Source organism: Magnetospirillum fulvum, assembly GCF_900108475.1.
GTDB lineage: Bacteria > Pseudomonadota > Alphaproteobacteria > Rhodospirillales > Magnetospirillaceae > Phaeospirillum > Phaeospirillum fulvum_A.
This window is the reverse complement of sequence record NZ_FNWO01000011.1, coordinates 66,375-78,089: the sequence shown is the minus strand read 5'-3', so window position 1 is coordinate 78,089 and position 11,715 is coordinate 66,375. Positions and strand designations below refer to the sequence as shown.

Annotated in this window: 12 protein-coding genes; 4 read left to right on the top strand and 8 right to left on the bottom strand. The window is 64.9% G+C overall.

Annotated features, from left to right (window positions below):
• Positions 1–5 precede the first annotated feature (5 nt).
• From flgK to BLW40_RS12965, 4 genes are read right to left on the bottom strand one after another with little or no spacing between them, the layout of a single operon-like run.
• Positions 6–2,894: a flagellar hook-associated protein FlgK gene (flgK, locus tag BLW40_RS12980; RefSeq protein ID WP_074769246.1), complete on the bottom strand. Its 2,889-nt coding sequence runs from the start codon at positions 2,892–2,894 to the stop codon at positions 6–8.
• A 12-nt stretch (positions 2,895–2,906) separates the two neighbouring features.
• Complete coding sequence (locus BLW40_RS12975) at positions 2,907–3,401, bottom strand: hypothetical protein (protein WP_074769244.1); 495 nt, start codon at positions 3,399–3,401, stop codon at positions 2,907–2,909.
• Between the two features lies 1 nt (position 3,402).
• Entirely contained in the window at positions 3,403–3,723 is a 321-nt protein-coding gene (locus tag BLW40_RS12970) for a rod-binding protein (RefSeq protein WP_074769242.1), read from the bottom strand.
• Positions 3,723–4,898 (bottom strand): flagellar basal body P-ring protein FlgI, encoded by a 1,176-nt coding sequence (locus tag BLW40_RS12965; protein ID WP_074769240.1) that lies wholly within the window; start codon positions 4,896–4,898, stop codon positions 3,723–3,725. The genes BLW40_RS12970 and BLW40_RS12965 overlap by 1 nt, the downstream gene beginning before the upstream one ends.
• 263 nt (positions 4,899–5,161) lie before the next feature.
• Here BLW40_RS12965 and BLW40_RS12960 point away from each other — a divergent pair, with 263 nt between their 5' ends.
• Positions 5,162–5,593 carry a flagellar assembly protein FliX gene (locus tag BLW40_RS12960; RefSeq protein ID WP_074769238.1) on the top strand — a complete coding sequence of 144 codons (432 nt, stop codon included), beginning with the start codon at positions 5,162–5,164 and terminating at the stop codon, positions 5,591–5,593.
• Between the two features lie 154 nt (positions 5,594–5,747).
• Positions 5,748–6,164 (top strand): RNA polymerase-binding protein DksA, encoded by a 417-nt coding sequence (gene dksA, locus BLW40_RS12955; RefSeq protein ID WP_074769236.1) that lies wholly within the window; start codon positions 5,748–5,750, stop codon positions 6,162–6,164.
• 380 nt (positions 6,165–6,544) lie between these two features.
• On the opposite strand, the gene rlmN is transcribed toward dksA, so the two are convergent.
• From rlmN to ispH, 4 genes are read right to left on the bottom strand one after another with little or no spacing between them, the layout of a single operon-like run.
• The gene (rlmN, locus tag BLW40_RS12950; protein ID WP_074769234.1) at positions 6,545–7,687 is read right to left on the bottom strand and encodes a dual-specificity RNA methyltransferase RlmN; all 1,143 of its coding nucleotides are present in this window, start codon (positions 7,685–7,687) and stop codon (positions 6,545–6,547) included.
• Positions 7,688–7,731: 44 nt separating this feature from the next.
• Positions 7,732–8,199 (bottom strand): ribonuclease HI, encoded by a 468-nt coding sequence (rnhA, locus tag BLW40_RS12945; protein WP_074769232.1) that lies wholly within the window; start codon positions 8,197–8,199, stop codon positions 7,732–7,734.
• Entirely contained in the window at positions 8,196–9,179 is a 984-nt protein-coding gene (locus BLW40_RS12940) for a homoserine kinase (protein WP_074769230.1), read from the bottom strand. Before BLW40_RS12940 ends, rnhA begins: the two co-directional genes overlap by 4 nt.
• A gap of 7 nt (positions 9,180–9,186) precedes the next feature.
• Positions 9,187–10,152, bottom strand: a complete 966-nt coding sequence (gene ispH / locus BLW40_RS12935; protein ID WP_074769228.1) for a 4-hydroxy-3-methylbut-2-enyl diphosphate reductase — start codon at positions 10,150–10,152, stop codon at positions 9,187–9,189.
• A 106-nt stretch (positions 10,153–10,258) separates the two neighbouring features.
• Between ispH and BLW40_RS12930 the strand changes: the two genes are divergently transcribed.
• Together BLW40_RS12930 and BLW40_RS12925 are read left to right on the top strand one after the other, a co-directional pair.
• On the top strand, positions 10,259–10,810 hold the full coding sequence (locus tag BLW40_RS12930) for a hypothetical protein (protein WP_074769226.1): 552 nt from the start codon (positions 10,259–10,261) through the stop codon (positions 10,808–10,810).
• Entirely contained in the window at positions 10,807–11,709 is a 903-nt protein-coding gene (locus BLW40_RS12925; protein ID WP_074769224.1) for a PLP-dependent aminotransferase family protein, read from the top strand. Before BLW40_RS12930 ends, BLW40_RS12925 begins: the two co-directional genes overlap by 4 nt.
• Positions 11,710–11,715 lie beyond the last annotated feature (6 nt).

Sequence of the window (11,715 nt, the reverse complement as noted above, 5' to 3'; positions counted from 1 at the left end):
CGCTCCTATCGGATGATTCCCATCAGGACGTCCAGCATATCTTTCAAGGTGCTGATCACCTTGGCCGAGGCGGAATAGGCCTGTTGGAAATTGATCATGTTGGCAACCTCTTCATCGAGGTTGACGCCGCTTTTGGCCTGAATCTGAGTGTTGATGTTCTGGTTCAGGGTGGTGTGGTAGCTGAGATCGGCATTGGCGCTGCTGATGTCCTGGGCGGTCATCGACACGATCTGGGTGGCATAATCGGTCAGCGAGTATTTCGAGGTCGCGACCTTGCCCGCGCCGTTGATGGTCTGGGTCTGGTTGAAGGCGGCGACCATCTGGCTGGCGATGTTGGCATCGCCGGTGCTCATGTAATAGACCTTGGTGTCGGCGTTCCACTGGGTCGCCGCGCGCGAAATCTTCGACGGCGCGGTCAGGATGTCCTTGCGAACCGCGATCGTCGCTGCGGAGCCGCTGGCGGCACCGTCGAGGCCGAGATCGGTCAGCAGGCTGGAATTGGCGGCGTCGTTGCTCGATTGGGCATAGGCGTCAAGATTGTCGCTCTGGCGGATCCGCAGGCGCTGGCCCGACCCTTCATCGACGACGCTGGCGACGAAGATCTGGCTCTTCGACAGGCTGAGCTTGTTGCGCAGGTCGGTGCTGTCGGGGCCGTCATAGGCGACCGTCAGCGGGCTGCCGTTATTGTCCCAGATCCGCAGCCGATAGCCGCCAGTGTCCTTTTCGACCTGGACGGTCAGCGACGGGCTTGAGGCGGTCAGCGTGTCGGCGATCTTTTGCAGGCTGGTGGTGCCGGCCGGAATCGTGATGCTAGACAGGGTGATGCCGTTGACGTCCAGGATGTTAAGCGCGGTGTTGCCGGTGTTCAGCGTAATCGAATCCTGCGCAACCAGTCCGGATTGGACGATGCTGCTGTTCGTGTTGATCTTGGCGGCGATGTCCTGGAGCGAGGTGCCGGGACTGAAGATCATCGTTGGACCGGCCGCGCCCAGCTTGTCGTACAAGGTCAGGTCGCGCGTCGTTCCCAACGTGGTGTAGGGCGGCAGGATTTGCGAGTCCAGCAGGGCGCGGGGCTGGGTGCTGACGAACAGGTCGTTGAGGCCAAGGAAGTTCGAGAAGCCCTGGGCCACCTGATCCGGGGTCGCGGCGGCGGCGGGGGCGGAGGTCAGCGCGGCCAGCGAGGCGCTGCTGCCGGTGGTGGTGATCGAGAGGCCGGTGGTGTTGGCGATCTGAAGCTTGTTGACGCCGCCACTCAGGGCGAATTCCGACCCTTCCAGGCCGGGGATCGACCGGACCCAGTTCAACAGGTCGTTGCCGGTAATACTGGCGGCCGGGGCGCTTTGCGGCGGCGAGGCGGCGGCGCCGACCGTATAGGTGTAGGTGGTGCCGCCCCTCGTCAGGATGAATTGATCGCCATTGGCGACGGCCGGCGAGGCTCCGGTCAGGCTGGTGCCGACCAGGGTGGTCGCCTTGGGGATCGACACGCTGTTGGTGCTGATGCCGGGCGGGGTGCTGGCGTGGAAGGTGACGCTGATATCGGTGGCCTTGGCCCCGGCACTGCTGTCGACCTGATCGCGGAAGGCCAGACCGATGTCGCTGTTGCCGGTCGAGATCGCGAAATGGCCGTTGGCATCAAGCCCGACCTTGGCGGTCGAGGCATTGGCGTAGGTGGTCTGGGCCCGCATCCAGGTCTGCATCCGGTCGGCGATCGACGAGATCGTCCACGGCTGGTTGACCAGTTCCTTGGCCGGAGAGAAGGCCGAGCCGTCCATCAGCCCGCGCAGGGTGGTGGTGGCCTTCTGGTTGCCCGAAGTGTCGTACAGCACCAGGGCGGTATCCTCGGTGCCGGACAGGCTGATCGACTGGTTAAGGTTGGTCTGATCGGTGAAGGTGCGGGTGCCGGTGATCGTGCTGGCCGGAACCGGCAATTGGGCTCCGCGATTATTGACCAGATTGAGCGTGTCCTTCACCTCGGTCGCCAACTGGTCGAGCTGGCTTTGCAGGTTGGGCAGGATGGTGTCGCGCAGGTCGATATTGGCCTTCATGTCGCCATCGGTGATCTGACTGGTCAGATCCTTGGCCGGAATGATGCCGTTGTTGAGCGTGATGGCCCCGAACTGCCCGCCCGAGCGGGTCATCCAGGCCGCCGAGGTCGATGTCCCGGTGTGGGACAGGGAAAACGCCTGGCTGCTGTTGACCAGCACGTCGCCGTTGCCGGTGCCGACGGTGACCGACCCGTCCTGAAGGTTGTAGTACTTGATGTCGATCAGCTTCGACAGGTTGGTCAGCGACTGGTCGCGCTGATCTTGCAGGTCGGTGGCGTCGATCTGGAGCGCCAGCGAGCGGGTGATCTTGATATTGAGGTCGTGGACGTTGTTCAGCAGCGAATTGATCTGCTCGCAATCGGTGGCCAGCTTCTGGTCGGCGGTCGCCCGCAGCGACTGAAGCTGCTCGGTGATCATCGCCATCTGGTCGGTCATCGTCTTGGCGGCCTGGACCGTCGAGGACTGGACGTCGGACTTGTCCGGGGTCGCGGCCAGGGTGACCAGATTGTTGAGGACGGTCTGGACATTGTGGCTGATCGAGCTTTGGTCGCCGACCTTGCCGAACAGGTTCTGGACCTGCTGATAGGTGCCGGATAATGCCTGGAGGTTGCTCAGCGTCGCGTTGTCGGCGCGGACATAGGCCAGCAATCCCTCATCGACGTTGCGCTGGAGCGCGGTGACCTGCACTCCGGCGCCGAGGCCGCCGACGGTGCGGGATTCCGGCATCAGCACCTTGCGGGTATAGCCCGGGGTGTTGACGTTGACGATGTTCTGGGAAATCGTGTTGAGCGCCTGCTGGTTGGTCAGCAGACCCGACAGCGCGGTGTCCAGTCCGAGGGTGATGGCCATGGCCCGGTCCCTTCAGAGGATATTGTTGAGGCTGTAGCTGGTCGACTTGTCGTCACCCCCGCGCAGGGTTCCGGTGCGACCATAGACGATGCCGGGCTCCTGGCTCGACCGTACCGACTGGGCGATGATATCGACCACCGTCCTGGAGGCGTCGATCGCGGCGCGTAGCAGCATCGCGTTGCGCTCGACCAATTCCTCCAACTGCCGCCCGATCGTCAGCAATTCCTCTTTCTGCTCGGGATTGAAGGCGCGGGTCACTTCGGGCCGGTCGGCCAGTCCCCGTGTGTAGGAGGCATAGAGGCGGGTCAGCGCCACCTTGCGGTCGCCCAGCGCGGCGATCGTCTCGGCATCGTGGTTCATCAAGGCGTCGTTTTCGACGTCGAGCAACTCGCACAGATTGGTGCAGGCGAACATCAGGTCGTCATAGGCCGGGATCGCGATATCGTCGGACATGTCTTCGCTGACGTCGTCCAGGGCGAAGTCGTCTTCGGCGAGGGCGTGGGTCATGTCACTGAACCTCCTGATGCTTCAGCAGCATCTTTTCGATCTCGGGCGCGATGCCGAAGCCGCTCCCACCGGGGCGGCTGGTGGTCATTTTGGCGTATTCGTCGATCAGCACGGAGCGGAACATTTTCTCGCCGGTGCCGCCGCCGAACAATCCATCGGTCTCGATGCCGTCGAACATGTGCTGGTACATCTGCGAGACGAACTGGGTCTCGAACGCCTTGGCGGTCTTGGCCGCCTTCTCGCGGGTTGTCGCGATCATCGTCGGCGCGCGCGGGGCAGCCAGGGACGGGTCGTAGGAGGGGGTGGTGGCCAGCGCGCTCATCACAGCACCTCGAGATCGGCTTGGAGGGCTCCGGCGGCCTTGATCGCCTGGAGGATCGAGATCAGGTCGCGCGGGCCGATGCCCAGGCTGTTCAGCCCCTCGACCAGTTCCTGGAGGGTGACCTTGTGGGGGACGACCGCCAGCTTATTGCCGCCGCCTTCATCGACTTCGATATCGGTGCGGGGAACCGTGGTGGTGGTGCCGCCTTCGGAGAAGGGCGAGGGCTGCGACACCTGCGGCGTCTCGGTGATGCGGATCGTCAACTGGCCCTGGGCAATCGCCACGGTGCTGATCCGGACGTTCTCGCCCATCACGATCGTGCCCGAGGTCTCGTCGATGACGACGCGGGCCATCTGGTCGGGCTCGACCCGCAATTGCTCGATATCGGTCAGCAGGCCGACGACATTGCCGCGATAGCCGGGCGGAACCATGATCTGGACCGTACCGGGGTCGATCGGGCGGGCCATGTCGCCGCCGAGATAGGAATTGACCGCCTGGGCGATCCGGCGCGAGGTGGTGAAATCGGGGTTGCGCAGCGACACCTTGACCGCTTCCATATGGGCCATCTCGAACGGCAATTCGCGTTCGACGATCGCGCCATTGGCGATGCGGCCAGCGGTGGGAACACCCTTGGTCACCGAACTGCCCGACGAGCCCGAGGCAGAGAAGCCGCCGGTGGCGACCTGACCCTGGCCGACGGCATAGACTTCGCCGTCGGCGCCGATCAGCGGGGTGACCAGCAAGGTGCCGCCGCGCAGATCCTTGGCATCGCCCATCGCCGAGATCGAAGCGTCGATATGGGTGCCCTGGCGGGAAAACGGCGGCAGGACGGCGGTGACCATCACCGCGGCGACGTTCTTGGGGTCAAGCGAGGTGATCGCGCCGGTCTTGTCGCGGATGTTGACCCCAAGGCGTTCCAGCATGCCGGCCAGACTTTCCTTGGTGAAGGGGGCGTTGGTCAGCTTGTCGCCGGTGCCGTTCAGCCCGACCACCAGGCCATAGCCGATCAGCATGTTGTCGCGCACGCCTTCGAAATCGGCGATGTCCTTGATGCGCGAGGCCCCGAAGGCATTGGTCGGTGCCAGCCCCAGCGTCGCCCCCAGTAACAGCGCGGCCAGCAGCAGGGCGCGCAACGGCGGGGCGGACAGGGCTTGGGCGGCAAGGGTGCGGGTCATGGCGTTTCGTCCCCGACAGGCGGTGCTTAAAGTCTCTCGCTCAGTCACATGCGAAAGCCATGCCAACCGCCGGGGCGCGCAGCCGCCCCATTCGGCGGGGCCGGAACCGGGGGCGACCGGCAGTTCCGTCCCTTTCGCCCGGCAATTCCTGCCCGGTTGACCCGATGAGGCGAGTCAGGCGAAATAGTCACGGGGTCGAAGTGTGGTAGGATCGTTGTCGGCCCACTGCCGGGCCTCACCCTTCGTAGCCGCACCGGGGAGACATGAAGATTTCCGGAGTAGGGTCCAAAGGTGCCGCCAGCGGCCCCCGTCGGACCGATAAGAACAGCAAGACCGGCGAGTTTCGCCGGGCGCTGGTCGATTCCATGGATCAGGCAGAGGAAGCCCACGCCGTCGAGGCGCCGGTCGGAATTGGCGGTGTCGATGCCCTGCTGATGGTTCAGCAGTCCGACGACACGCTGGAGCGCGAGGCCCGCCGCCGTCTGCTGCGGCGCGGCGAAGACCTGCTCGACGGGCTCGAGGCGCTGCGCCACGGCCTGTTGATGGGGGAAATCCCGGTCGAGAAGATGGCCGCCCTGGCCCAGACGATCCGGGTCCGCCGTGAATCCTCGCCCGACCCTCGTCTGGCGGCGTTGCTTGACGAGATCGAACTGAGAGTCGAGGTGGAATTGGCCAAGCTTTCACGGCGGGGGTGATGATCTTGGCTGTTTTCTCGCCTTCGCCGCTACTGCTTCGGCGCGGGGTTCGCTTGCTTCAAACTTCTTGGATGAAAGACGGTGCTTGCGAGGGTGGGCTTCGGACCATATATTGCGCATCGATTTGGGACCGCCCGCGACTTCGAGGGTTTGAATGACCGTCACGCTGCCGCCGGATTATCGTCCGTCCGAGGATGAGCACTTCATGAGCGACATCATGAAGGAGTACTTCCGCCTGAAACTTTTGCGGTGGCGCTCCGAGCTGTTGCGCGAATCGGACGAAACATTGCAACACCTCCAGGAAGGGGGATTGCAGGAGCCGGATATCGCCGATCGCGCTTCGGCCGAAACCGACCGCGCCTTGGAACTGCGGACGCGCGACCGCGAGCGCAAGCTGATTGCCAAGATCGACGCCGCCCTTCAGCGGGTCGAGGACGGCTCTTACGGCTATTGCGAGGATACCGGAGAGCCGATCAGCATCCGCCGCCTGGAAGCCCGTCCGATCGCGACGCTGTCGATCGAGGCGCAGGAACGCCACGAGCGCCAGGAACGCACCCACCGCGACGAATAGGGTTTTGCGAACGATACTCCCCCGGCGAAGCGCGCTTTGCCGGGGGAGTTTGCGTGGTTGCGCCGGGGTTACTACCCCGTCTCCCGTGAAAAAGTCCCTCGCTGTCGCTCGGTGTACTTTTTCCCGTTGGATTAAAAGGAGAAAAATGGGCTAGGGGCGGCCCAGCGCCCATTTTTCGTGTTGTTTGTTTCACCAGCTTTGCGTCACTTATGCGCGCAAAGCTGGTGAAATCCAGCCTCCGAAGCCGTGGGCGTCGCCCATCGGCCTCGGAGGGAACCAAATCCATCCCCGCGCGGAAAGCTTGATTGAGCACGGGGATTCTTTTTGAACCGGGGAAAAGTACACTGAGGCCAAAGGCCGAAGGACTTTTTCACGACCGACTACCCCTGCGGCGGGTGGTCGTCGTCGATGATCCCGGCGGCGGCGCGCGCCTTGGCCAGACTGGCCTTTTCCCGCAGACTGTCCGAGCGCAACTGGCCGCAGGCGGCCAGAATGTCGCGTCCGCGCGGCATCCGGATCGGGGCGGAATAGCCCGCATCTTGCAAGATGTCCGAGAAGGCTTTGACCGAACGCGGTTCGGGCGTCTCGAACTCCGAGCCCGGCCAGGGATTGAACGGGATCAGGTTGAACTTGGCGGGCAAGCCCCGGATCAGCTTCAGCAAGGCACGGGCGTCGGCGGCCGAATCGTTGACCCCCTTCAGCATGATATATTCGAAGGTGATCCGCCGCGCATTCGACGCGCCGGGGTACTCGTGGCAGGCCCGGATCAGATCCTTCAGCGGATATTTGCGATTGATCGGCATGATCTTGTCGCGCAATTCGTCGGTGACGGCGTGCAGGCTGACCGCCAGATTGACTCCCAGCCGTTCGCCGCACAGCTTCATCATCGGTACCACGCCCGAGGTCGACAGGGTGATGCGACGGCGCGAGATGCCGATTCCCTCGCCATCCATCACGATTTCGAGCGCGGTGGCGACATTGTCGAAATTGTAGAGCGGCTCGCCCATCCCCATTACCACCACGTTCGACAGGCGGCGGCCGCTATCGTCGGGAGTCGGCCACTCGCCCAGCGAATCGCGGGCGACCATCACCTGGCCGACGATCTCGGCGGCGGACAGGTTGCGCACCAGCGTCTGGGTGCCGGTATGGCAGAAGCGGCAGGTCAGCGTGCAGCCGACCTGGGTCGAGACGCAGGCGGCGCCGCGATCCTCGTCACCATCGGGGATATAGACCGTCTCGGCCTCGTTGCCGTCGTTGAAGCGCAACAGCCATTTGCGGGTGGTGTCGGTCGAGATCAGCTCGCGCTCGACCACCGGGCGGCGGACGACGAAATGCTCGGCCAGACGGGCCTGCATCGTTTTCGAGATCGAGCTCATCTGGGCGAAGTCGGTCTCGCCGCGATGATACATCCAGTGCCAAAGCTGTTTGGCGCGGAAGGGCTTTTCGCCGATCGTCTCCATCGCGGCGATCAAATCGTCGCGCGACAGGCCGATCAGATTGGGTTTGGTTTCGGTCGTGGTCATGGGCGGAACATAGGGTTCGGGCGCGTCCGGCGCAACAGGCCCCGTCAGAGAACCTCTGGTGTCACGCCGTCCCGCGCCATCGCGACTCCTTCGCGGGCCAAGGCGTCGGCCCGCTCGTTCTCGGGGTGGCCGTCATGACCGCGAACCCAGTGCCAGGCGACATCGTGGCGGGCCGCCGCCGCGTCCAGCGCCTTCCACAAATCCTCATTCTTGACCGGTTTCTTGTCGGCAGTCTTCCAGCCGCGCGCTTTCCAGCCGCGCAGCCACTCGGTCATCCCCTTCTTGACGTACTGGCTGTCGGTATAAAGATCGACGGCGCAGGGGCGGGTCAGCGTGGTGAAGGCCACCAGAACCGCCATCATTTCCATCCGGTTGTTGGTGGTCTGCGGCTCGCCGCCCTTCAATTCCTTTTCGGTGCCGCGAAAGCGCAGAATCGCCCCCCACCCGCCGGGGCCGGGATTGCCGCTGCACGCCCCGTCGGTGAAGATCTGGACCCGTTCGGTGTCGCTCATTCGATGCCGTATCCGCCGGGACCGGCGATGTTCTGGTGAAAGCGCAGCTTGTGCAGATATTCCATCGGGTCCTTGCGTTTCACCAGCGCCCCGGCGGGGGTGTTGATCCAGTCATAGCTGCGGGTCAGCAAAAAGCGCATCGCCGCCCCCCGCGCCAGCAGCGGCAGTGCCATCATCTCGGACTCCGAAAGCGGGCGCAGCCGACGATAGCCGCTCAGCAGATAGCGCGCCTTGGTCGCGTTGAACGACCCGTCCGGCTCGAAGCACCAGGCATTGAGGCAGATCGCGATGTCGTAGGCCAAGAGGTCGGTGCAGGCGAAATAGAAATCGATCAGCCCCGACACCCGTTCCGCCCCTGCCTCGCCGCGCTGGCCCAGAAAGAACACGTTGTCGGGGAACAGGTCGGCATGGATCAGACCGACCGGCAGATCGGCCGGCCAATTGGCGTCGAGATAGTCCAGTTCGGCCTCGACCAGCGGAGCGAAGCCGGGGGCAATCTCGTCGGCGCGGTCGCGGATGGCGCCGAACAGCGGTCGCCACCCCGCCACCGACAGGCTGTTGGGGCGGCGAAGCGGGAAGTCCGCTCCCTTCAGATGCATCTCGGCCATCGCCTCGCCCAAGGCGGCGCAATGGTCGGGCCGGGGGCGGCTGTGCCACACCCCGGACAGGAAGCTGACGATGGCGGCGGGGCGGTCGCACAGCGAGCGCAGCGTCTTGCCGTCTTGCCCCACGATCGGGGTCGGACAGGCCAGCCCGCGCGCGGCGAGATGGTCCATCAGACCGAGAAAGAACGGCAGATCGCCGGGATCGACCCTCTTTTCATAGAGGGTGAGGATGTAGGCGCCCCGCTCGGTTTGCAGCAGGTAATTGCTGTTCTCGACTCCCTCGGCGATGCCCTTGCACGACACCACCCCCCCGATATCGTACTGGCCGACGAAGGCATCGAGCGCGTCGTCGGAGACCTCGGTGTAGACCGCCATCTTCAGTCTATTCCGTCAGCGATTGCGGCAGCTTGAAGGTTACCATCTCGGTGGTGACCCGGACTTCCTCAATCGTGACGTCGAAGCGCTCGCGCACTGCCGCGACCACTTCCTCGACCAGGATTTCCGGAGCCGAGGCCCCGGCGGTGATGCCCAGGCGCTCGATCCCCTCCAACTCGCTCCAATCGACCTCGGCGGCGCGCTGTACCAGCACCGAGCGGGCGCATCCGGCGCGGGTGGCGACTTCGACCAGACGGCTCGAATTCGACGAATTGGGTGATCCGATCACCATCAGGGCATCGCAGCGCGGCGCGATCGTCCGCACCGCCGCCTGACGGTTGGTGGTGGCGTAACAGATGTCTTCGCGCTTGGGCGAGACGATCTTGGGGAAGCGCGATTGCAGCACCTTGATCACCTCGGCGGCATCATCGACCGACAAAGTCGTCTGGGTGATATAGGCCAGCTTGTCGGGATCGCGCGGCGTCACCGTCGCCGCCTCCTCGGGGGTGCCGACCAGCAGGACGGTGCCGTCGGGCACCTGACCGATGGTTCCGATCACCTCGGGATGGCCGGCATGGCCGATCATGATGATCTGGCGGCCCAGATCGTGATGCTGCTCGGCCTCGCGATGGACCTTGGTCACCAGCGGACAGGTGGCATCGAGCGAGGTCAGGGCGCGTCGCTTCGCCTCGAGCGGAACCGTCTTGGGCACGCCGTGGGCCGAAAACACCACCGCCGCCCCGTCGGGGACTTCGTTCAGTTCCTCGACGAACACCGCGCCCTTGCGGGCCAGTTCCTCGACGACGAAGCGGTTATGGACGATTTCATGGCGCACAAAGACCGGCGCGCCGAATTTCTCCAGCGCCCGTTCGACGATATGGATGGCGCGATCGACCCCGGCGCAAAAGCCGCGCGGGCTTGCCAGCAGCAGGGTCAGGGGCGGTTTTTTCGCAACGGAGGAATCTGTCGTCACTGGGGCATCCTTTCGCGGACTTGATGCCAGCTTGTGCCTGGCTGCCGCCTTCACTAAAGTTGGTTCGAAGGTTTACCAGATCATGGTCCGTCGAAGGAAGAATGGCATGCGTGATTTTGCCGCCCCCCGTGGCCGAGCCCTTGGCCCGGTGGTTTCGGTCCTGGCGATGGCGGTGGCCGTGGCCGGCTGTTCCGCATTGTCGAAGAGCGAACCGCCGCCCTGTCCGCCGGTCTATATCCTGTCCGACGCCTCGCATGTCACCAAGTTCCGTCCCGGCAGCGGGCGCGATCTGACCGATGTCGAGGTCGAGGCCGAGATCGTCGGCTTCAAGGGCGAATGCGGCTATGACGCGAAGGGGGCCAACGTCGATCTGACCGTCAGTATCGACGTCCGGCGCGGTCCCGCCGCCGTCAGCCGCGAAGCCACTCTCAGCTATTTCGTTGCGATCCCCAAATTCTACCCCGCCGACGAGGCGAAGGCGGTGATCGCGGTTCCGGTCGTCTTCCCCGACGGCGTCGATTCGGCCCGCATCACCGACGAAGGGGTGCGGATGCAGATTCCGGTCAAGACCCGCGAGGTGATCGACCAGTACGAAATCTATCTCGGCTTTCAGACCACGCCTGAGGAATTGGAGTTGAACCGCAGGACCAAGCGGTGAGCCCTGCGCCAATCAGCGATGTGCTGGCAGGGCTGACCGGGGCGGATGCGGTTGCCCCGGCCCAGGAGAGCTTCGCCGCCGCCGCAATTCTCGCGGTGCGGATCGCCTGTGAAGCGACCGGACGGCGGCGGGTTCTCCTCTCGGGCAGCCTGCATCCCGCCACCGCCGCCGCGATCGAGGCGGCGCTGGGGGCGGATGGAATCGACGTCGAAGCCCTTTCCCCCGATCCGCTCGGACTCGAAGACCTGGCCGGGCGGACCGGCTGGGATCTGGCCGCCTTGGTGGTCCAGACTCCCGATCCGTTCGGCGGTCTGCCTGCCCTGGGGCTGGCCGCCAGCCTGTGCCGCGAGGACGGGACGGTTCCGGTCGCTCTGGTGGCCGATCCAGCTCTGCTGACCCTGTGCGGCCCGCCCGATGCCGATCTGGTGGTGGTCGGGGCGGATTCGCCGTCGCTGGGAGTCTCGCTGCCGTTGGGACTGATCCATGGCCGGGCCGCGCTGGCTGCGGCGGCCAAGGGGCTCCCCGCCGCGCCCGCCGCTGCGGCGGTGGAAACCGTCTTTCGCACCACGCTGGAGCGGCTGGGGGCGGAGGGGCTGGCGGCGCTGGCCCGGACGGCCGATGCCGCCGCCGACCGGATCGCGGCGCGGCTGCGGCGAGTGCGGGGGGTGTCCGTGGTGTCGGGCGAGCGGTTCGCCACCGTCGCGCTTCATCTCGGCGACGAAACCGATGGGGTGGCGGTGGCGGAGCGTCTGCTCCGTTTGCCCAATATCGCAGCCGACCCCGCCGGTCGGCTCTATCCCGCCTGGCCGGAATTGTGGCCGGTGCTGATGCTGTCCGTTTCCGGAGCGATCGGCGACGACGTCCCCGACCGGCTGGCGGCGGCGCTGGCGGGCGGTTAACCCGCC